This window comes from Desulfovibrio sp. JY, assembly GCA_021730285.1.
Taxonomy (GTDB): domain Bacteria; phylum Desulfobacterota; class Desulfovibrionia; order Desulfovibrionales; family Desulfovibrionaceae; genus Solidesulfovibrio.
Genome location: CP082962.1, coordinates 832,722 through 854,314, shown reverse-complemented (window position 1 = coordinate 854,314; position 21,593 = coordinate 832,722). Strand labels below are relative to the sequence as shown.

17 protein-coding genes and 1 tRNA gene are annotated in these 21,593 nt (G+C 64.8%); 13 read left to right on the top strand and 5 right to left on the bottom strand.

Annotation, left to right across the window (positions count from 1 at the left end; genetic code table 11):
* Positions 1–120 precede the first annotated feature (120 nt).
* Positions 121–441, top strand: coding sequence for a hypothetical protein (locus K9F62_03860; protein UJX41848.1), 321 nt, complete (start codon positions 121–123; stop codon positions 439–441).
* Positions 442–686: 245 nt separating this feature from the next.
* On the top strand, positions 687–1,694 hold the full coding sequence (locus K9F62_03855; protein UJX41847.1) for a zinc-binding alcohol dehydrogenase family protein: 1,008 nt from the start codon (positions 687–689) through the stop codon (positions 1,692–1,694).
* 100 nt (positions 1,695–1,794) lie between these two features.
* On the opposite strand, the gene K9F62_03850 is transcribed toward K9F62_03855, so the two are convergent.
* Positions 1,795–2,754, bottom strand: coding sequence for an MBL fold metallo-hydrolase (locus K9F62_03850; GenBank protein UJX41846.1), 960 nt, complete (start codon positions 2,752–2,754; stop codon positions 1,795–1,797).
* Between the two features lie 222 nt (positions 2,755–2,976).
* On the opposite strand from K9F62_03850, the gene K9F62_03845 reads away from it, so the two are divergent.
* On the top strand, positions 2,977–6,456 hold the full coding sequence (locus K9F62_03845) for a PAS domain S-box protein (protein ID UJX41845.1): 3,480 nt from the start codon (positions 2,977–2,979) through the stop codon (positions 6,454–6,456).
* A gap of 404 nt (positions 6,457–6,860) precedes the next feature.
* Here the strand turns inward: K9F62_03845 and K9F62_03840 are convergent, their stop codons facing one another.
* Positions 6,861–8,204, bottom strand: a complete 1,344-nt coding sequence (locus tag K9F62_03840; GenBank protein ID UJX41844.1) for a sigma 54-interacting transcriptional regulator — start codon at positions 8,202–8,204, stop codon at positions 6,861–6,863.
* Positions 8,205–8,337: 133 nt separating this feature from the next.
* Between K9F62_03840 and K9F62_03835 the strand changes: the two genes are divergently transcribed.
* From K9F62_03835 to K9F62_03825, 3 genes are all read left to right on the top strand, one after another.
* Positions 8,338–9,111 (top strand): hypothetical protein, encoded by a 774-nt coding sequence (locus K9F62_03835; protein UJX41843.1) that lies wholly within the window; start codon positions 8,338–8,340, stop codon positions 9,109–9,111.
* Between the two features lie 133 nt (positions 9,112–9,244).
* Positions 9,245–9,895, top strand: coding sequence for a Crp/Fnr family transcriptional regulator (locus K9F62_03830; protein UJX41842.1), 651 nt, complete (start codon positions 9,245–9,247; stop codon positions 9,893–9,895).
* A gap of 222 nt (positions 9,896–10,117) precedes the next feature.
* Positions 10,118–10,765 carry a hypothetical protein gene (locus K9F62_03825; GenBank protein UJX41841.1) on the top strand — a complete coding sequence of 216 codons (648 nt, stop codon included), beginning with the start codon at positions 10,118–10,120 and terminating at the stop codon, positions 10,763–10,765.
* A 99-nt stretch (positions 10,766–10,864) separates the two neighbouring features.
* On the opposite strand, the gene K9F62_03820 is transcribed toward K9F62_03825, so the two are convergent.
* Positions 10,865–10,957 carry an LPXTG cell wall anchor domain-containing protein gene (locus K9F62_03820; protein ID UJX41840.1) on the bottom strand — a complete coding sequence of 31 codons (93 nt, stop codon included), beginning with the start codon at positions 10,955–10,957 and terminating at the stop codon, positions 10,865–10,867.
* A gap of 716 nt (positions 10,958–11,673) precedes the next feature.
* Positions 11,674–13,077 carry a glycosyltransferase family 2 protein gene (locus K9F62_03815; protein UJX41839.1) on the bottom strand — a complete coding sequence of 468 codons (1,404 nt, stop codon included), beginning with the start codon at positions 13,075–13,077 and terminating at the stop codon, positions 11,674–11,676.
* A gap of 239 nt (positions 13,078–13,316) precedes the next feature.
* Between K9F62_03815 and K9F62_03810 the strand changes: the two genes are divergently transcribed.
* The 3 genes from K9F62_03810 (at position 13,317) to K9F62_03800 (ending at position 15,065) form a co-directional block, all read left to right on the top strand.
* Positions 13,317–14,315, top strand: a complete 999-nt coding sequence (locus tag K9F62_03810; protein UJX41838.1) for an SAM-dependent methyltransferase — start codon at positions 13,317–13,319, stop codon at positions 14,313–14,315.
* Between the two features lie 143 nt (positions 14,316–14,458).
* Positions 14,459–14,737 (top strand): cytotoxic translational repressor of toxin-antitoxin stability system, encoded by a 279-nt coding sequence (locus K9F62_03805; GenBank protein UJX41837.1) that lies wholly within the window; start codon positions 14,459–14,461, stop codon positions 14,735–14,737.
* Positions 14,706–15,065 (top strand): helix-turn-helix domain-containing protein, encoded by a 360-nt coding sequence (locus tag K9F62_03800; protein ID UJX41836.1) that lies wholly within the window; start codon positions 14,706–14,708, stop codon positions 15,063–15,065. The genes K9F62_03805 and K9F62_03800 overlap by 32 nt, the downstream gene beginning before the upstream one ends.
* 105 nt (positions 15,066–15,170) lie before the next feature.
* On the opposite strand, the gene K9F62_03795 is transcribed toward K9F62_03800, so the two are convergent.
* A tRNA-Asn gene (locus K9F62_03795) sits at positions 15,171–15,246 on the bottom strand.
* A 175-nt stretch (positions 15,247–15,421) separates the two neighbouring features.
* Between K9F62_03795 and lysS the strand changes: the two genes are divergently transcribed.
* Genes lysS through bamA form a run of 4 tightly spaced genes read left to right on the top strand, consistent with a single transcriptional unit; the run spans position 15,422 to position 21,557 of the window.
* Positions 15,422–17,011, top strand: a complete 1,590-nt coding sequence (gene lysS, locus K9F62_03790; GenBank protein ID UJX41835.1) for a lysine--tRNA ligase — start codon at positions 15,422–15,424, stop codon at positions 17,009–17,011.
* Positions 17,008–18,237: a lipoprotein-releasing ABC transporter permease subunit gene (locus K9F62_03785; GenBank protein UJX41834.1), complete on the top strand. Its 1,230-nt coding sequence runs from the start codon at positions 17,008–17,010 to the stop codon at positions 18,235–18,237. The genes lysS and K9F62_03785 overlap by 4 nt, the downstream gene beginning before the upstream one ends.
* On the top strand, positions 18,230–18,934 hold the full coding sequence (locus tag K9F62_03780) for an ABC transporter ATP-binding protein (GenBank protein UJX41833.1): 705 nt from the start codon (positions 18,230–18,232) through the stop codon (positions 18,932–18,934). Before K9F62_03785 ends, K9F62_03780 begins: the two co-directional genes overlap by 8 nt.
* Positions 18,906–21,557, top strand: a complete 2,652-nt coding sequence (gene bamA / locus K9F62_03775; protein UJX41832.1) for an outer membrane protein assembly factor BamA — start codon at positions 18,906–18,908, stop codon at positions 21,555–21,557. The genes K9F62_03780 and bamA overlap by 29 nt, the downstream gene beginning before the upstream one ends.
* Positions 21,558–21,593: the final 36 nt, after the last annotated feature.

Sequence of the window (21,593 nt, the reverse complement as noted above, 5' to 3'; positions counted from 1 at the left end):
TTTCGGCCACACTTCCCTGCGTTTTTCTATTTTTCCCTTGCAAGGACTGTCGTGTGGTGTCATATTTTGTGTATAGTAGTATTCATTGTCATTATTAATGTTTTTACAAAGGGGGATGCTATGTCAAACAAGATGAAGCCGTTAGCGCTGGGAATGATTTTTGTTTTTGCTTTACTTTTAACAACAGTTTCAACGGCGGCGGCCCAGACCGGGGCTGCGGGGGGCGCGGCGCCTGGTGTGGTGGCTGGCGTGGCCCAAAACGTTGCGCAGGCCCAGGGCATTGCCATGGTATGGGGCGATTCCGCCGCGATTGGCGCGAATTTCAATTTCGGCAATCCGGCCACCACCAGTACGGCCGGCTTGCCCCTGCAGGTGCAGGACGCCATCACCTTGGGCGAGTTTGAGACATTCATGATGGCGCTGCAGGCGCTCCTCTATTAAGAAACGCGCAATGCGGCGCGCGGCCGTATGCTGCAAGGAGCCCTGAGGTGTCGGGGCTCCTTTTTTTACGCCCGGCGCAGGCATCCTTCTGGTCCTCCTGGTCTTCGCCCGCGTCGTGTCGGCTTCTGCCGCCGTGTCCCGGTTCCCTGCGCCTGCCTGTCGCAGCCAGAGGCATGCCTTGTGTTTGGTCCGGGTTCGGGGCACTCCACTGATACGGTCTCCCCAAAGGGGACAAGGAGGTATCCATGCAGGCAGTGATGGCCAAGGGCGGCCTGTCGGCCGAGGCGTCGGGAGCGTTTTTTCTGGCCGAGGTCCCGGACCCGGTTCCCGGGCCCTGGGATCTGCTCGTGCGGGTGGCGGCGGTTTCCGTCAACCCCGTGGACGCCAAGGTGCATGAGCGCATGGCCCCGGGCGAAGAGCATATCCTCGGCTACGACGCCGTGGGAACGGTGGCGGCGGTTGGCGAGGCGGCGACCGGCTTCGCGCCGGGCGACCGTGTCTATTATGCCGGTGACGTCACCCGGCCGGGCTGCGACGCCGCGCTGCACCTGGTGGACGCGCGCATCGCGGCGAGGGCCCCGCAGACCCTGGACGACGCGGCGGCGGCCGCCATGCCGCTGACCAGCCTCACCGCCTACGAGGCCCTTTTCGACCGTCTGGGGCTGACCGATGCCGCCGGGGTCAATGCCGGGCGCGAGGTGCTTGTTGTCGGCGGGGCCGGCGGGGTGGGGTCCATCGCCATCCAGCTCGCCGCCTGGGCCGGGGCGCGGGTGATCGCCACGGCCTCGCGGCCGGAATCCGCCGCCTGGTGCCGGGAGCTGGGCGCGCATCTGGTGCTCGACCACACCAAGGACATGCCCGCCGCCCTGCGCGCGGCCGGCATCAGCGACGTGGGCGTCATTTTTTGCACCACCCACGTGGAGACCCACTGGCGGGCCATGGCCGCCATGATCGCGCCCCAGGGCGCGGTGTGCCTGATCGACGATCCGTCGGGTCCCCTCGACATCACGGTGTTCAAGTCGCGCTGCGCCAGCATCCACTGGGAATTCATGTTCTGCCGGTCCATGTACAAGACCGCGGACATGGCCCGGCAAGGCGGGATTCTGGCCCGGGTGGCGGCGCTTCTGGATTCCGGCGTCGTGCGGCCGACCCTGGGCAAAACCCGGCACGGCCTGGACCCGGCCGTTTTCGCCAAGGCGCATATCGCCCAGTGCTCGGGACGCATGGTCGGCAAACAGGTGGTGGTGTTTTAACGGAAGGGGCAGGCAGGGCGGGCGCGGCTGGGAAAACCCGGTAAAAAAGGTTCTCCTCCCCCGCGCCCGCCGCGTTGCGAAGTTTTTTACGGGGCGGTTTCTACCGCGTTTCCTTGTTGGCGGCGCCGAAGGTGAAGCGCGTGCCCACGCTGCTTAAAAGAAACTCCTCCGGCAGGGCCTGGGCCATGGCGGTCGTGGCGCTAAACCCCGTGCAGTGCATGGGGATGATGTAACGCGCGCCGAATTCCTCAAGCGCCGCCGCCGTCGGCCCGACCACGGCCGCAAAGGCCGGCCCGGTCAGATGGAAGCCCCCCATGACGGCATGGACCTTGTCCACGCCCGTCACTTTCCGGGCATAGCGCACGGTGTTGACGATGCCGGCATGGGCGCAGCCGCTTATGACCACGAGCCCCTTGTCCCGCACGTAAAATACGATGGCCTGGTCGTCGAGGAAGGGGTCGGGTCCCCAGGCGCCGTCGGTTTCGATCTCGGCCATGGGAAAGCCCTTTTCGAAATCCGTGGTGCGTTCGACCTCGCCAAGGGTCAGCAGCATGTCCGAAAACCAGGTTGCGGGTCCGGCCTCGGTGACGATGTTCGCGCCGGCCGCCCGAAGTTCCGTGGCGTCAAGCGACGGCAGCTCCGGCTGCGGCCCCTTGCCGGGAATGTTGAGCCGCCGGCGGCAATAGGCCCCGGGATGCGAAATGAGGTCGCAGCCCGCCTTGCGCCTGGCCAGGAGTTCCAGCAGGCCGCCGGTATGGTCCATGTGGCCGTGGCTGAGGATGACGGCCTCGACGCTGTCCGGGGAAACGCCGAGGGCGTCCATGTTGCGCAGCAAGGTCCTTGCACTGAGTCCCGTATCCAGCAGCACCGTATGGCGCTCGCCGGAACCCTCGAAGGCGACGCACAGCGACAGGCCGTGTTCCGCCACAGGATTGTCGGTCCAGGACAGGAGCGGGCGTTGCATGGCCTCGCCCGAGTCGAGCAGAAAATGATCCAGGGAGTTGTCGATAAGGACCGTGACCGAGACGCTGTCCGCTGGACGGAGGCTGGTTGTCGTCATTTCGCGACCTCATGGAAGGTGTTGCGGGGCGTGAACGTCAAAAAATGCAAAGAAACTGTGGGCGGGCTGCCCAATGAAGTCAAGGGGAGGCTTGCCTCGCCCCCCCAAGCGCTATAGAACGAGTGGAATCGGCGGGATGCGTCCATTGTGGGCGCGGTCGCCTGCCGCTTGGCGGGCCATGCGCGGGCGGCCCGCTTTCGACTTTTTCCGGGGATGCGGCGCATGGGCAACGGCCTGGCGCAACGGTTCAAACTGCTTGTTTTGGCGCTGGCGTTGGCGGCGGCCCTGGTCCTGCCGGCGGCCTGGCTCTTGTGGCGCAGCGAAGATGCCCGGTTTGTCGAGGAGATCCGGGCCAACGCCCTGGCCCATCTCGGCGACGTGCGTCTGGCCCTGCAATCGGCCCTGACCGCAAGGCTCGCTTTTCTGCGGGCCATCGCCGCCTTCGCCACCGGCAATCCCGACCTCACGGAACAACAGTTCACCGTGTTCGCTGCGGGACTCGCGGACGGCGTGCCCGGCATCCGCTCCCTCCAGCTCGCCCGCGACGCCGTGGTCAGCCACGTGTACCCGCAAGCCGGCAATGCCGGAATCCTGGGGCTGTCGCTGCGTCGGGACCTGCCGTCCTCCCAGCGCCAGGCCCTGGAGCGCACCCTGGAGGCCGGCCGGACGTCCCTCGACGGACCGGTGACGCTGCTGCAGGGCGGGCGCGGCATCATCGCCCGGGCACCCGTTTTTCTGCCGGGCGGTCCACGCGTGTCCGGCCGCCTGTGGGGGGTGGCCACCATCACCATCGACGCGGATGCGTTTTTTCACGACGTGGAGCACGAACGCGCCGGCAAAATACGGCTGGGCATCCGTCTGGCCGGCACCGGGGCCGCCGTGGTCCCGATGGTCCATGGCGACCGGGCCATCTTCGCGGACGACCCCGTCACCGTGGATATGGCCGTTCCCGGCGGCAGGTGGCAGCTTGCCGCCGTCCCGGACGGCGGCTGGAAATCCCTGCGGCCCTCCGTGCCCCTGGTCACGGGGGCGGCTATCGCCTGGCTGGCGCTGGGAGGGGCCTTTTTCGGCTTTCTGTCCTGGCCGGCCCGGCTGGCCCGGGCCGTCGGAGCGGCCACCGTCGCCCTGGACGCGGCCAAGACCGGTCTGGAACGCACCGTGGCCGTGCGCACGCGCGAACTCGTGGCGGCCAACGAGGCGCTGAGGCGCGGCGAGGGCCGCTATCGCGCCTTTATCGAAGCCACAAGCGACATGGCCTTTTTGAAGGACGCCGATTTGCGCCATCTGGTCCTCAACAAAAGACTGGCCGATTTCATGGGCAAGACTCCCGAGGAAGTGATCGGCCGCACCGACTTCGACCTGATGCCCCCCGAACTCGCCGCCCGCTGCCATGAATCCGACGTCGCCGCCCGGGATGGCCGTGAGATCGTGACCATGCTCGAGATCCTGGGCGATCGCACCTTTGAGGCCAGGAAGTTCCCCGTGCCCCTGGACGAGGGAAAAGCGGGGGTGGGCGGCTACATCCGCGACATCAGCGACCGGCTGCGGGCGGAGCAGGCCATGCGCCAAAGCGAGGAGGCCCTGCGCCAGCTCTACGAAAACGCGCCCATGGGCATTTTCACCTCCACCCCCGACGGGCGCTATCTCAAGGCCAACGGTTATCTGGCCCGGATGTACGGCTACCCCGATCCCGAGGCCATGCTGGCCGAAGTGGCCAACATCCGGGACCAGGTCTACTTCGATTCCGGCGAACGTGGCGCTCTGCTCGATGCGCTGAAAAGCTGCGGCCAACTCTCCAATTACGAAACCCGCCGTCTGACGCGCTACGGCGACAGCATCTGGGTCTCGCTCAACATCCGGGCCGTGTGCGACAAATCCGGGGCGATCGCCCACCTCGAAGGCTTTTGCACGGACATCACCAAGCGCAAACAGGCCGAAACCGCCCTGGCCGACCAGGAACGGCAACTGCGCGTCATTTTCGAGAGCTCTCCCCTTGGCCAGGTCTTTTTCGACGCCACCGGCACCGTGGTCAGCTGCAACAAGCGACACCTCGAGATCCTGGGCATCACGGCGGACAAGATCATCGGGATCAACCTTGTTCCGCTGCTGCCCTTTTTCTTCCAGGAAGCCCTGACCCGGGCCCTGGCCGGCGAACTGGCCCGGGCCGAAGGCCCCTATTCGTCGGTTCTCGGCGGACGCAGCCTGTACCTTCGGGCCATCTTCAGCCCGGTCGAGGCCGGCGTCTCGCCCACCCCCGTCATCGCCTCCGTCGAGGACATCACCGAGGAACGCAAAAAGGACGCCACGTTGCGCCTGTTGTGGGCGGCCGTGGAACAATCGCCGGCTTCCATCGCCATTACCGACCTCGAAGGAACCATCGAATACGTCAATCCCCACTTCTCCATCCTGACCGGCTACACCCCGGAGGAGGCAAAGGGACAAAATCCCAGGATGCTGAAAAGCGGTGTGCATCCCGACGCGTTTTACCGGGACCTGTGGGACACCCTCTTGGCCGGCAAGGTTTGGCGCGGCGAATTCTGCAACCGCAAGAAAAACGGCGAACTCTACTGGGAAGACTCCTCCATATCGCCCGTGCGCGACGAGAAAGGCGAAATCAGCCATTTCGTGGTCGTCAAGGAGGACATCACCCCCCAGCGCAAGAGCAAGGAACGCCTACGCCAGCTCATGGGCGAATTCGAGGCCATCTTCAACGCCTCGTCCGTGGGCATCGTCCACCTCGGCCCGGACGACATGGTGGTGCGCGTCAACCGCCGCTTTGCCGAACTTTTCGGCATAGCCACCGAGGTGATGGCCGGCAAACCCCTGGCCGAGGTCCATGAAAGCGTCGGCCGCCTGCGGACCTTTCGCCGGGAACAACTGGCCCTGGTCGCCGCCGGAAAGGAGGTGCACTTCGAAGAGCGCTTCCACGACAAGACCGGCCGGTCGTTTTGGTGCGCCGTGCACGGGCGTCGCGTCGATGTCGCCAACCCTGCCTCGGGTTCCATCTGGACCTTCGACGACATTTCGGCCCGCAAGGAGCTGGAAAACGTGCGCGAAGACGTGGAGCGCATCATGCGCCACGACCTCAAGGCGCCGCTCAACAGCATCGTCAATCTGCCGGAAATCATCGGCACGGTCGGGCCGGTCACCGACGATCAACGCGAGCTGCTGCGTGAAATTGAGCAGTCCGGCCATGCCATGCTCGAGCAGATCGAGCTGTCCCTGGACCTCTATAGGATGGAGATGGGAACCTACGTCCTGCAGGCCCAGCGTATCGACCTGGCCCGTATCGTCGCCGGCGTCGTGTCCATGCTCGAGTCCATGGCCAAGGCCAAGGGCGTCGGCGTGGCCCTCCAGTCGCCAAAAGAACTCTTCATTACCGGCAACGCCTTGCTGTGCCAGAATATCGTCGCCAATCTCCTCAAAAACGCCATCGAAGCCGAAATATCCGGTCACGTGGTGACGATCAGCCTTGCCGAAAAGGACGGTCGCGCCGTCCTCACCATCCAAAACCCGACACCCGTGCCCGAAGACTTCATCCCCGTCTTCTTCGAGAAATACGCCACCAGCGGCAAAAACGGCGGCAACGGGCTCGGCACCTACTCCGCGCGCCTCATGACCCGCAGCCAGCACGGCGAAATCGCCATGGAATCCACCCCCGACGCCGGCACGATCGTCACCGTCAGCCTGCCTGTCGTTTAAGCGAGCTAGCGTTGGCTGGGGCGCTGCCCCAGGCCCCGCCGGGAGGCCGTGGGCCCCCCGGACCCCCCATCCGGTGTGCTTTGGCTGGGCGGAGGGTGGGTTGGCTGGCGGGAGGACGGAGAGTGGAGAAGATGGCGGCGGAATTTGTCGGGACGGTGCCGCCGCTTCGCGGCAGGCTCGTCCCAGGCAAATTCCGTCGCCACCACGCCGGTCGCCCCAAGGGGGCGACATGGAAGACTCTTATTTGTGTTTTTTAATGCGGCGCTTCGCCGCTGGCGACAAACATCCGGTCTCCCGCCCCCAAAGCCCCATCCCCAGGCACGACACATACCCGGTAAAAGTTTTTTGGAGGGGTCCAGGGGGACCTTTTTTTCAAAAAAGGTCCCCCTGGCCGCCGGAGGCCCTCATACCTGTTCCCCCTCCCCCTCGCCCTGGCTCAGTATCCGCCGCAGCGTGTCCTTGGTGATGCCGAGTTCCCGGCAGGCTTCCATGCGTTTGTCGTCGTGGCGGGCCAGGGCGTGTTTGGCGGCCTGGTATTTGATGGCGCGCATGGTGCGGGGGGCGGCGTCCGGGGCGTGTTGGGGGTGGCTGGGGGCGGGGCGCAGGTAATCGGGCAGGTGTTCGGGGCCGATGCGGCCGTGGGAGCAGAGGATGAAGGCGTATTCCAGGATATTTTGCAGTTCCCGGACGTTGCCGGGGTAGTCGTGGCGCAGGAGGATGCGCATGGCGGCATCGGTCAGGCCGCAGACGGCTTTTTCCTGGCGCAGGTTGAGGCGTTCGATGAAGGTGGCGACGAGCAGGGGGATGTCTTCGGGGCGTTCGCGCAAGGGCGGCAGGACGATGCGGGCCACGCCCAGGCGGTAGAAGAGGTCACGGCGAAAGGTGCCTTCCCGGGCCATGGCTTCGAGGTCGCGGTTGGTGGCGGCGACGATGCGCGCGTCGGCGGGCAGCGTGGTATCCGAACCGAGGGGCTCGTAGACGCGTTCCTGGAGCACGCGCAGGAGTTTGACCTGGAGCGGCGGGGGCATTTCGCCCACTTCGTCGAGGAAGAGCGTGCCGCCGGTGGCCAGGGCGAAGCGGCCTTTGCGGGCGGTCTTGGCGTCGGTGAAGGCGCCTTGGGCGTGGCCGAAGAGTTCGGATTCGAGCAGTTCGCCGGGGATGGCCCCGCAGTTGACGGCGATGAAGGGGCCGTTTTTCCGGTCGGAGAGGTTGTGCAGGGCCCGGGCGAAGAGTTCCTTGCCGGTGCCGGATTCGCCGAGGAGCAGGGCGGTGGTGCCGCTTTGGGCGAAGCGGGGGAGCAGGTCGAGGTGCCGGGCCATCTCCCGGTTTTTGGTGACGATGTCCTCCAGGGTGCGCACGCCTTCGAGTTCCTTGCGCAGCCTGGTCAGGTCGGAAATGTCGCGGAAGGTTTCCACCCCGCCGACGATGCGGCCGGTGGCGTCGCGAAGGGGCGCGGCGCTGATGCTGACCCAGACTTTCGTGCCGTCCGGGCGCACGATGAAGATCGACTGGTCGGAGAGGGTCGTGTCGGCCTTGATGCATTGGCCCAGGGCGCAGGCTCCGTCGCAAAGGCTCGAGTGGAAAACCTCCCAGCATTTGCGCCCCAGCGCCTCGGCCGGGGGGATGCCGGCGATCCTGCCGGCGGCCCGGTTGAAAAAGGTGATGGTGAAATCCGTGTCCACGGTGAAGACGCCGTCGGCCAGGGATTCCATGATGGATTCGCAGGGGATGTCGCGCGGCAGGGCCATGGGGGTCTATAGCCCAGGCCGGGCCGGGTGTAAAAGCGGGGCCGCGTCTTGACTTCGCCGGCGCTGGACCGGATAACCGGGCGAAAATACGGGGTTGCGCGCGGCGCAGCCCCCGATACCATCGGAGGTGTTCATGGCCGAGCCTGCCACAACCGGGGAACGCATGCTGATGATCGGCACGCCGTGCTACAACGGCAACGTGACGGTCAACTATCTGCGCTCGGTCGTTCCCGCCGTGGGGTTTCTCGAGCGCCAGGGCGTGCGCACGGGCATGCTCACCCCGTCCCACGAGAGTCTCATCACCCGGGCGCGCAATCTGGTGGCCAATGAGTTTATGCGCCAGGAGGAATTCACGCACCTGCTTTTCATCGACGCGGACATCGGCTTTTCCCCGGAGCTGCCCTGGAAGTATCTGGAAGCGGACAAGGACGTGGTGTGCGGCATTTATCCGGTCAAGCACCTGGATGTGGAGAAGCTGCGCACCATCGAGGGCAATGTGCTGATGCGGGTGGCCCAGGCGGCGTCGCTGCATTATGCGGTGAAGCTCAAGTCCGGCGGGCGTCCCGAGCCCGGGACCGGGCTTTTGCCCGTGGAGTACGGGGCCACGGGGTTCATGCTGATAAAGCGCGAGGTGTTCACGCGTCTGGCCGAGGCTTATCCGGAGCTGGCCTACGATTACGCCTACACCAACGACGACCACGTGAACAACGTGGCCTATTTCGAGACGGCCATCGACCCGGCGACGCGGGATTACCTTCCCGAGGATTACGCCTTTTGCAAACGCTGGACGGACATCGGCGGCGAGATTTACGCCGACGTGCACAGCGTGTTCACCCATGTGGGCACCTACGAGTACACGGGCAATTTCACGGCATTCCTCACCCACCTGGGCCCGCCGGCCAAGTAGGGGGCCGGCCTGTCCCCGGCCGTAAGCGCCTTTTCCCTTTCGGCGATCTCGGCTATGCTCTATTGCGCGGTCCCGGACGCCGGGTCCCGGGCCGCCAGCCGCCACCTTCCTTGCGCCCGACCGGGGATACCCCATGCGCCTGACCGACGCCGACCTGCTGGCCGAACTGGACAAGCCCGAATTCGCCGCCGCGCGAGGGGCCTTCGTCAGCCGCCGCTACGCCAAGGGGCGGCAGGTCTTTTCCCCGCGCGAAGCCCAGAACAGCCTCTTCATCGTGGCCAAGGGCCGGGCCAGGGTCTACCTGGCCTACAAGGACAAGGAATTCACCATGGCCATCCTCGACGTCGGCGACGTCTACACCACCCACACGCGCGCCCATGTCGAGGCCCTGGACGATCTCGAACTGCTGGAGGCCGACGTGGCCGCCGTGCGCCGGTTCTTTACCTCCATGCCGGCCCTGACCACGGCCATGGTCAAGGTGCTCGGCGACCTGCTCTCCCATGCCTTTTCGGTCATCGACGGCCTGGCCTTTCACGACGTGCGCCGCCGGCTGATCCATCTGCTGCTCCACGAGGCCGGGCAGGTTTCGGCCGGCGACGACCCCGCGCACTGCTTCGCCCATGGGCTCAGCATCGAACAGCTGGCCACCATCGTGGGCTCCTCGCGCCAGACCGTGTCGTCGCTTTTAAACGGCCTCGAGCGCGACGGCGTCATCGAGCTGCGGACCCGGGGCGTGATCTGCGTGCCGGACATCACGGCCCTGCAAGCCCTGGCCGAGGCCTGATTCCCGCGTGGATGAACCGTTGCCCGGCCTGTCCCGGCCGCCTTGCACGGCGTGCCTTTTTGTCGCGCCGGCCGTTGCCGGCAGACGCCTTTTGCGGCGCGCCGGGTCATTTGTCAGCTGTCTGACAGACACGATTTCAACAAAAAAGTAAATTTTGACCCGCTTGCATCAATCGGCCGCGCTGCTTCGGCTGGCGGCAACATACCGGAGGACGGCATGGGCATGGAACAACAAACCGTTTTTCCAAACGAGGCCGCGACCATGGTCGGCGGCGGCATGCCGGACATGCTCGGCAAGGCGCTTTCCATCGGCATGGTGCGCGGGCTGGTCGGCATCGTCGATGACGCCGTGCCCGAAGGCGGGCATGGCGGTGTCGCGGCCGGGCTGGCCCGGGAACTCATCCGGCAGGATATTCTGGTGCTCGCCACGGGCGGCGCGGTAAGCGCCATGGGACAGGCCGGGCTGCTCACGCCGGCCGGCGTCGCGGAGGCCGGCTCGGGGCTGGCGGATTTTTGCGATCATCTCGGCATTTCCCCGGTGCTGCCCGTGGACGGGGACCAGGATGGCGCGCGGTTGCTGGCCTTTTTCGCCGCCCTGGCGGCGGCGCTTGGCGTGGAAATCGCCGATCTGCCCGCGGCCACCAGCCTCGCGGCGGACCTGTCGCCACGGGAACTTGCGGCCGGCCATGGCCCGACGGCCGGCGGGCTTGTCGCCGAACTGTCCCGGGCCGGCTTGCCGGCCATCTCCGGGACGGGGACGCTTGCGGGGCCCGATCCGGTCCGGGTGGCCGAAGCCATCAGCGACCACATCACGGCCAAACGGCTGGCCCTTGGGCTCAACGACCGTTTCGACGGGTCCGTCTATTCCTGAAAAAGGGATGTGCGGCGAAAGGCTGCCGCGCCAAACGCCTGCGCGCGCGAGGGCTGCCGGTGTCCGCCCAAACGCTTGGGCGGACACCGGGTCTGGCGGTCAATTCTTGATGATCCGCTTGTAGAAAACGAATCCGATCAGGGCCAAAACCACGATCGCGCCGGCAATGATGGCTAAATCGTTCATGCTCATGTCCGACTCCCGGGGGACTTCCCCCAAGTAGCCGGCGGGCGGCTGCCGTCGTCCACCGGGTTTGCGTCCGGTGATCTCGCGTGGCGCGGCCTGGACAGGCTGGCGCGGTTCTTGTCGCTTCGTGGCAAGAGGCCGGTGGCCGGTCATGACGTCCGGGTCACAGATCAAGCATGCGTCGAAAGGCGTATCCCCAATCCTCAAACGTGACGCGAGGGGCGTTCGTTGTCGCGTTGCCGGTTTTCCAAGGCCTGCCGAAATTCCCCAACCCCGGCTTCCCGCTTTGGGCGCTCCCTTGTACGGGCCATCCCTTTGTCGCCTGACTGGCTGCGGCCAGTTGTTTTTCTCTTGCAGCGGGACTTGCCTCATCGGTAGCCCCACCACTTCTGGATGGCAAGCGGAAATAGAGAAAATTTTCACGTACGCATTGTCTGTGGTGTTGCAATATGTAACACATACAGTCGACTGACTGCCCAGTCGGTGTTTCAGGAACAATGCCGTACCGGGAATCATAGAGTCGTCGCCGTCGCATGACGTCTGTTTCTGCGGGATGACAGCCTGCAGGTACGGAAGGGACAGACGGAAAAGCAATGTAAAATCCGGTCTCGGAACTACGCATGCGCAGGCGCTGGCCGCCAACGAACGACGGCCGGCGCGGGACCGGGATGCGCCGGCCCGGTCCTGCGCCGTTTTGTGTGGCCTGCCGGCCTGGGACGCGCTTAGGCGGCTTCCCGATGCTCTTTCAGGGCAGTGAGTCCCGTTTGGGGCGTCTGCGGCAGCCGGCGGGTGAGCCAGCCGGAACAGCCGGCGCTGCAAAGCCCCCACAGGGAAATCCAGGACAGGCCGAAGAGCCAGAAGAAGGTGTAGCAAAGCGCCCACTGCCAGCCGAATATCCCGGGCCGCCGCCGATGGTAGACGATGCCCGGAACGACCGCCGCCAGGGCGCAACTGGCTGCGGCGGCCTGGGCCATGGCCAGGGGGGAGAGCAGGAAGCGCAACAAAAGCGCGACCTTGAACGCTTCAGTCAGCGGCAGGAAGACAAGCTCCACCGTGCCGGCCAGACGCAGCCAGCCCGTGCCGGCGTCACTGCGGCCAAGCGGCCGGTAGAGATAGCGCGCCATGACCAGGCTCTCGCGCACGTTGCTGCGGGCCCAGCGCAAAAGCATCCGGCAAAGCCCCCGGTATTTTTCGGGCAGCGTGGTGAAGACCACGGCCTCGTGCTGGTAGACGACCCGGAAGCCCTTGGCCAGCACGATGTTGGACAGGGCCCGGTCCTCGCCGATGTTGGCCGGCTGGCCGAGAAACGTCTGCCCGGCCCAGGCGGCAAGCTCCGGGGCCAGCACCGAGGCCCGGTAGGCGGCCAATGCTCCGGGCGTGCATAACACCCCGCCGTAGACGCTCTGGCCGCGCCGCAGGAAATCGAAGGACAGGGTGAAGGACACTTCCAGCATCTTGGGGATGGGGCCGCAGGTCGCAAGGTTGAGCACGCGGACGTTGCCGGCCACTGCGCCGACGGTCGGCGAGGCGGCCAGGGGGGAGAGCAGGTGGCGCAGGGTGTCGGGCTTTATCTCCGAGTCCGAATCGATGGTGACGAAGGCCTCCTCGGTGGCGTCGGCAAAGCCCGTGAGCAAGGCGTGGCGCTTGCCGCCGTTTCGCGCCAGGCGCACGAGCCGCACCCGGTCCGGAAATTCCGCCGCCGCCCGTTCCATCCACTGCCAGGTGTCGTCGCGGGAGCCGTCATCCACGCCGATGACCCGCATCTTACCGTGCGGGTAGTCGCTGGCCATGACCGAGCGGATGGTGGCCAGGACCTGCGCCCCTTCGTTGTAGGCGGGAATGACGATGCGGACCGTGGGCAGGGCCGCGTCCGGGGCGGGCGGGAAGGCGCGGTAGCGACTGGCCAGCCACACGCGCCAGGCCAGAAGCAAGGCCGTTGCCGGGGCCAGGGCCAGACCCAGGTCGCCGTACAGCACGAGCAGGTCGCTTTCGAGAAAGGCGGCCAGGAACTCCTGGTCCCGCAACACGGCGCAGGCCGCCGTGCCGCTGGCGGTCACGGTCGTGAGGAGGGTCAGGCCATAGAGCCAGTCGATGACTGTAACACGCTTGAAAAATAAGTTTTTCATACGCTACGCAACAGGTTTTAGGGTGGGTGCGCCGGGTGGGCGCGGGGAAGTTCAGTGTCCGTGTAGGAAGAAACGGGGGGAAAGGCGAGTTACAGTTTGGATGGATTCTTTCAAGGGTGAAAGGCGAAGAAACGCCGGCGCTGTTGCCGCTTTTGGCCGGATGCCCTAGGAAATGGACATGGGTCCGGCCTTCTCCCTGGGAGGCCCCGAAGTTCCACCCGAAACGCCCGAGGTGCGCCATGCCCGATACGGACAGTCCCGCTTCCCTGCTCGCGCTTTCCGACGCCTACTGGAAAACCAGCGCCCTGCACGCCGGGGCCATGCTCGACGTGTTTTCGACCATCGGCGACGCGGCCCTGACCCCGGCCGAGATCGCCGCCGCCTGCGCCTGCGATCCGCGCGCCATGGGCATGCTCGTCAAGGCCCTGGCCGCCATGGGGCTTCTCGTCGGGGACGGCGGCCGCTACCGGCAGACGGCGCAGGCCAGGACGTTTTTGGACAAGCGCTCCCCGCGCTACGTCGGCTCGATCATCCGCCACCACCATCGGATCATGGCCGCCTGGGCCGGGCTGCCCGAGTCCATCCGCACCGGCGGGCCGCAAGAGCGGCCCATGGATGCGGCCCAGACGGCCGGCGACCGCGAGGATTTCCTCATGGGCATGTTCAACCTGGCCATGGCCATCGCGCCGGGGCTTGCCGCCTCCCTCGACCTGTCCGGCCGCAAGCGGCTGGTGGACGTGGGCGGCGGGCCGGGAACCTATGCCGTGCATTTCTGCCTGGCCCATCCCGGGCTGCGGGCGTCGGTATTTGACCTGCCCACGTCGCAAGCCTTCGCCGACGGGGTGCGCCGGCGCTTCGGCGTGGCCGACCGGGTGGATTTCGTGCCCGGCGATTACCTGCGTGATCCCATCCCCGGCGGCTACGACGCGGCCTGGCTGTCCCAGATTTTCCATGCCGAGGACCGGGCGGGCTGCCTGACGATCCTCAAAAAGACCGTCGCCGCCCTCGAGCCCGGCGGGCTGGTCCTCATCCACGAGTTCATGCTCGACGACGAAGGCGACGGGCCGGAATTCGCCGCGCTTTTCGCGCTCAACATGCTGGTGCTCACGGAACGCGGCCAGTCCTATGCCGTGGGTGAGATCCGGGACATGATGGCCGAGGCGGGGCTGACGGATATCGGCCTGCTCGATTTTATCGGCCCCAACGGCTCCCGGGTGCTGCGCGGGACCAAGGGCTGAGGATTCGGGGCTTCACATGTCGTCCGCGTCGGCTCGCGGTTATTGTTTGGCCCCCGGGAATGCCGGGCGGTCGTCATGGCCGCAAACGTTCGACGTCTTGACTCTGTACTAAAAATTAGTACATATCTCCCCAAGGGGAAGCCATGGGCTGGAAAGTCAACATCGCGGCCAAGACCGAAAAGCGGGTCATGCGCCTCCCGCTCCAGGTTCAAAAAGCCCTGGCGCTCCTGATCGCGGACATCGAGGCCGGCGGTCCTGTGCGCGGCGACTGGCCGAACTATTCACGGCTGCCCGGCAACCGGCATCATTGCCACCTGAAGAAGGGAAAACCGACCTACGTCGCCGTATGGGAGGACGTGGCCGGGCAAATCAAGGTCATCGAGGTTGTTTATGCAGGCACACACGAAAAAGCCCCTTACTGATGCCGTGGAGCTTTGTTTTACTGGCCCGGCGTCCAAGCGCCAGGAAGCGGTGGACTGCCTGCGGGGGCTTGGCTTTGAGGCCAAGGAAACCCCGTCCAGGCCCTGGCGGGAAGTGCTGCCCTTTAAGGACGAGGAATTGCCCGGCGTCTTCCTTGCCGGGGCGCGCTATCGGGAAGGTCTGACCCAGGTCGCCCTTGCCGAGGCAACCGGCATTCCGCGCCGCCATATTTCCGAGATGGAGAACGGACGCCGGCCCATTGGGAAGAAGAATGCCCGGCTTCTGGCCGAGGCCCTGAAGATCGACCCCAGGCGACTGCTGGCTGTGTAGCCCGGCAGGCACCCTGTATAATTCAAAAAATGGGGAGAAGGTGGGGAGGAAATGACCCGCCAAAGAAAAGGGCGCCAGCCGATTTGGCCGACGCCCTGGATATTCTGGCTCCCCGGGACGGACTCGAACCGCCAACCTAGTGGTTAACAGCCACCCGCTCTGCCAATTGAGCTACCGGGGAACAGCGAAGCGAGGAAGCTAGCTATTACGATCGGCGGCCCGCGTCAAGATTTTTTTGCGCCATCCGGGCAAAGACCGGGCGGGGTCCGTTCTTGACGGCGTCACGCATTTCTCGTAGCTAAATGCGCTTGCCCGCCAAATAGGCGGGGAAACGCCCTTAAGCAACGGAGAATCCCGTGGGCACTGACGCGCCACGCAAGAAAGAATACAAGCTCCCGGTCAAGTCCAAGCGGGTGGAAGACTTCCGGCCACTCCTCGAAAGCCTCGACGCCCGCGATGAACTGAACGAGGTCTTCAAAAACCGCATCTCCAAGGCCGTACAGCTGCTTGATGCGGATGTGCCGCTATACCCCAACGACTTCGAGAAGGGCGACGAGATCGGCGTCGTGGCCACCACCCACGAGCCCCTCGACGAGGCCGGGCTCGCGGCCCTGGACCGGACGTTTCGTCTGGCCGGGCGCATCGTGGCCCTGCGTTCCTTCGGCAAGGTGGCTTTTTTCACCCTCCAGGACTCGTCCGGCCGGTTGCAGGTCTTTGCCGAGCGCGACACCCTGGGCACGGACGCCTATTCCACCTTCAAGAAGTTCGACATCGGCGACATCGTCGGCGTCGCGGGCAAGCTGTTTCGCACCAAGACCGGCGAACTGACCGTGCATGCCGCCGAGGTCAAGCTCCTCACCAAGTCCATGCGGCCGCTGCCCGAGAAGTACCATGGCCTCAAGGACGTGGAAACGCGCTACCGGCAGCGCTATGTGGACCTGATCGTCACGCCCAAGGCGGTGGAGATCTTCAAGGCCCGCACCAAGATCGTGCGCGAACTGCGCGCCTTCCTGGATACCGCCGGCTTCATGGAGGTGGAAACCCCCATGATGCAGGCCATCCCCGGCGGCGCCACGGCCAAGCCCTTTATCACGCACCACAATGCGCTCGACATGAGCCTTTACATGCGCATCGCCCCGGAGCTCTACCTCAAGCGGCTGCTCGTCGGCGGCTTCGAGAAGGTCTACGAGGTGGGGCGCAACTTCCGCAACGAAGGCATCTCCACCCGCCACAACCCGGAATTCACCATGTGCGAGTTCTACTGGGCCTTTGCCCGGTACAACGACCTCATGGACCTGACCGAGCGGCTCTTCGGCCACCTCGCCCGTTCCGTGACCGGCAGCGACGCCGTGGAGTACCAGGGCCAGACCATCCACCTCGGCCCGGGCTGGGCCAGGGTGCCTTTCCACGAGTCCCTGGCCACCATCGGCGGCATCGATCCGGCGGTCTATAACGACTTCGACGCGGCCAAGGCGCTGGTGGAAAAGAGCGGCGAGAAGGTGCTCAAGGGCGAAAAGCTGGGCAAGGTCCAGGCCAAGCTCTTCGACATCTTCGTCGAGCCCAAGCTCATCGAGCCCCATTTCATCTATCATTATCCCACGGAAATCTCGCCGTTGTCGCGCCGCAACACCGAAGACCCGACCATCACCGACCGCTTCGAGCTGTTCATTGCCGGCCGCGAGATGGCCAACGCCTTTTCCGAGCTCAACGATCCCGTGGACCAGCGTCTGCGTTTCGAGGAGCAGGTCCGCGAAAAGGAAGCCGGCGACGACGAGGCCCACCGCATGGACGACGATTACGTGCGGGCGCTGGAGTACGGCATGCCGCCGGCGGCCGGAGAGGGCATCGGCATCGACAGGCTCGTCATGCTGCTCACCGACCAGGCCTCCATCCGTGAGGTGATCCTGTTTCCGTTGCTGCGGCCCGAGGGCGCGCCGGGTTCATGAGTTTCGAATACTTCATCGCCAAACGCTACCTTTTGGCCCGCCAGAAGCAGGCCTTCATCTCCGTCATCTCGCTCATTTCCATCCTCGGGGTGGGGCTCGGGGTGGCGTCCCTGATCGTCGTGGTCGGGGTGATGAACGGCTTCTCCTCGGAGCTTCGCGACAAGATCCTCGGCATCAACGCCCACATGGTCGCGGCCGTGGCCGGCGGGGCCTTGCACCATTATCGCGACGACATGAAGAAGGTCGAGGCCGTGCCCGGGGTGCTCGGGGCCACGCCCTTCGTCTACACCGAGGTCATGCTGTCGAGCCCGCGCGGGGTCAAGGGCGTGGTGCTGCGCGGGGTGGACCCGGTCTCGGCCGGCAAGGTGCTGGCCCTGCCCCAGGAGATGGTGGCGGGCAAGCTGACCGATCTCGATACGCCGGGGCTTTTCCCGGGCATCATCGTCGGGCGCGAACTGGCCGACCGCCTGGGCCTGTCCATCGGCGACACCATCAATCTCATGTCGCCGGCGGGCAAGGAAAGCGCGGCCGGATTTTCGCCCAAGGTCAAGACCTTCACCATCCGGGGCCTTTTTAAGACCGGCATGTACGAATACGATTCGACCCTGGCCTACGTCACCATCCCCGCCGCCCAGGAGCTTTTGGGATTCAAGCGCGACATCGCCACGGGCCTGGAGCTCAAGGTGGCCGACGTCGACGCGGTGACGCAGCTTGTGGGCAAGGTGCGCGACGCCATGGGCGGGCCGCCGGTCTACGTGCGCACCTGGATCGACATGAACGGCAATCTTTTCAAGGCGTTGCACCTGGAAAAGACGGCCATGTTCGTGATCCTGGTCATGATCGTGCTGGTGGGCTCGTTTTCCATCATCACGACCCTCGTCATGCTGGTCATGGAAAAGACCCGCGACATCGCCATCCTCATGTCCATGGGGGCCACGGCGAAAAACATCCGCAATATTTTCATGCTCCAGGGCACGATCATCGGCGTGGTGGGCACGGCGCTCGGCTACATCCTGGGACTTGGCGTGGCCCTGGCCCTGGAAAAATACCAGTTCATCAAGATTCCGGGCGACGTCTATCCCATGGACCACCTGCCCGTGCGCCTGGACTGGCCGGACCTGACCGTCATCGGCGTCACGGCCCTGGCCCTGTGTTTTTTGGCCACCCTGTATCCGGCCCGGCAGGCCGCGCGCCTGGAACCGGCGGAGGCGTTGCGCCATGACTGATGCCGCCCCGCTGTACGAACTGATCCGGGTGCGAAAGGCCTATCAAGGACCGGCCGAAGAGGTCGTGGTCCTGAAAAACCTGGATTTCACCATCCCGGCCGGCGATTCCATGGCCATTCTCGGCGCGTCGGGCTCGGGCAAGTCCACGTTGCTGCACCTGCTCGGGGCCCTGGATCGGCCCACTTCCGGCGAGGTCCGGTTCCGCGGGCGGGACCTGGCCGCGCTGACGCCGGCGGAAGCGGCCCGCGTGCGCAACCGGGAAATCGGCTTTGTCTTTCAATTTCATCATCTGCTTCCGGAATTTTCGACACTGGAGAACGTGGCCATGCCGGCGCTTATCGCAGGCATCGCGCGGCGCGAAGCTTTTGACCGGGCCAAGGCATCTTTATCGCTCGTGGGACTTGATGAAAGGGCCGGACACAGGGTAACAACGCTTTCCGGGGGAGAGAGACAGAGGGCGGCCATCGCCCGTGCTGTCCTGTTACGGCCAGGCGTTCTTCTGGCCGACGAACCCACCGGCAACCTGGACGAAGCCACAGGCGCCAAGGTGGGCGAGGTTCTCGCCCGTCTAAACGCCGAGCTTGGCATGACATTGGTTGTGGTCACGCACAACCATAACCTGGCCGCCCTCATGGGCCGGAGACTGGAGCTGCAGGGTGGAGAACTCTATGCGAGCAATGAAACGTATCGGTCTTAAGGGGCTCATCCTTGCGGCCTGCCTGGTGGCGTTGGCTGTGGGGCAGGCCCTGGCCCAGTCCGGAAAGGTGCTGGTGCTGCCCTTTGAGATCAACGCGGCCGACGCCCTGCAGTCCGTTCAAAAGAGCCTTCCCCGTATTTTGATCGACAAGCTCAAGGCCGCTGGCGTCGCCGCCGTGGCCGAGGGCACGACCCCGGCCAACGACGCGACCGCCGCCCGGCGCCAGGCCGCCTCGGCCAAGGCCGAGTATGTGGTCTACGGCAGCATGTCCAAGGTGGGCGAGGCGATAAGCCTCGACGCCCGCGTGGCCAAGGTCTCCGGCGGCGAGCCGGCCACGGTCTTCGCCACGGCCAAGAACCTCATGGGCCTCGATGCCGCCGCGGCCGATCTGGCCCAGAAGATCAAGAACCAGGTTTCGGCCGTGGGCTCCACGGACCGCATTGTCGAGGTGGATGTCGAAGGCAACTCCATCCTCGACAAGGAAGTGGTCCTTTTAAAGATCAAGAGCCAGGTCAACCAGAATTACGACCCCAAGGCCGTCAACGAGGACATCAAAAAGCTCTTCGACATGGGCTATTTCGATGACGTCCAGGTGCGCCTGGACAATGTCCCGGGCGGCAAGAAGCTGACCTTCGTGGTCAAGGAAAAACCGCGTATCCAGGCTATCGGCGTCACCGGCAACGGCGACGTGAAAAAGGACGACATCCTGGAGGTCATGAGCACCAAGGCCGGCGGCGTGCTCAACCTCAAGGTGCTGGCCGACGACCTGGGCAAGATCCGCGAGCTCTACAGCAAGAAGGGCTACTACAAGACCGAGGTCACCTACGAGCTGGAACAGACCGATCCCCGGGTGGCCCGCCTCAATATCATCATCAAGGAGCCCAAGAAGCTCTACATCAAGGAAGTCAAGATCGAGGGCGCCAAGCAGATCGATCCCAGCGACCTGAAAGCCGAGCTGGCCACCTCCACCCGCCATTTCTGGTCCTGGATCACCGGATCGGGCGTGCTCAAGGAAGAGATGCTTGAGCGCGACGCCGCCGCCCTTGAAGCCTACTATGCCAACCGTGGCTTCGTTGACGCCAAGGTGGGCCAGCCCGAAGTGGTGTACGGCGACGACGGCATCACCGTCATCTTCCGGGTGGAAGAGGGCGATCGCTACAAAGTCGGCAAGGTGTCCTTCTCCGGCGACCTGCTCTACGACGAGCCCAAGCTCATGGACCGCATCAAGCTCGACGAGCTTTCGGCCAAGGGTGATTACTTCAACCGCTCGGTGGTGCGCGACGACCTGAACTCCCTGGCCGAGCTCTACGCCGACGACGGTTACGCTTTCGCCGAAGCCGACGTGGACATGCAAAAGCATGCCGACACCAAGATCATCGACATCGTCTACGTGGTCAACAAGGGCCGCAAGGTCTATGTGCGCCGCGTTTCCATCGAGGGCAACGAAAAGACCCGCGACAACGTGGTCCGCCGCGAGGTCAAGCTCGCCGACGGCGACCTCTTCTCCGGCTCCAAGCTGCGTCGTTCCAACGAGCGCCTGGACAAGCTCGAGTACTTCGAGAAGGTCGACATCGAGACCGTGCCCACCGACAATCCGAACGAAGTGGACATCAAGGTCAAGGTCAAGGACAAGAACACCGGTTCGATCAGCCTCGGCGCCGGTTACTCCACCTCGGACAGCGTGTTCTTCGGCGGCTCGGTCGAGGAGAAAAACCTCTTCGGCAAGGGCTACCACGCCAAGTTCCAGGGCATGTTCAGCGGCAAGTCCAGCCGGGGCATCCTGTCGTTCACCAACCCGCGGCTGTACGACTCCAACCTGGCCGTGGGCGCGGACGTCTACGAAGTCTATCGCGCGTACGACGACTTCAAGAAGACCACCACCGGCGGCAAGCTCCGCTTTGCCTATCCCCTTGGCGAATACACCGTGCTGTCCTGGGATTATCGCCTGGACCACTACCACATCTACCATCTCAACTGGAACTCCTCGAGCGTGATCCAGCAGTCGGCCGGCTGGCACTGGTCGAGTTCGGTCTATGCCGAAGTCGACCGCGACACCGTGGACAGCGCCACCAAGCCGACCAAGGGCACCAAGAACACCCTGTCCCTGGAATACGCCGGCGGCGCGGTGGGCGGCGACGACGCCTTCGTCAAGCCCATGTTCACCTCGAACTTCTTCCAGCCGTTGCCCCTTGACCTCGTCTTCCACTGGCGCGGTCAGGCTGGCGTGCTGTTCCCCAACTCCGGCGGCGACATCCCGGTCTACGAGCGCTTCTACCTCGGCGGCATCAACAACGTGCGTGGTTACGAGCTCGACAAGATCTCGCCCAAGGATCCCTGGACCCATGAGCGTATCGGCGGCAAGGCGGAGTTCTTCACCAACTTTGAAACCATCTTCCCCATCAGCAAATCCAACGGTCTGCTCGGTGTCGTCTTCTTCGACGCCGGTAATTCCTGGCGCAATTACTACGATGTCGATTTCGACTTCTACAAGAGCGTCGGCGCGGGCATCCGTTGGTACTCGCCGTTGGGTCTCATCCGGGTGGAATACGGCTACGGCCTCGATGCCGAGAAACATAATCTGCAACCGTCGCAGGTCGGCTTCTCCATGGGGCAGACCTTCTAGGAAAGCTGACCACATCTGCGGCTGTGCATGACGACG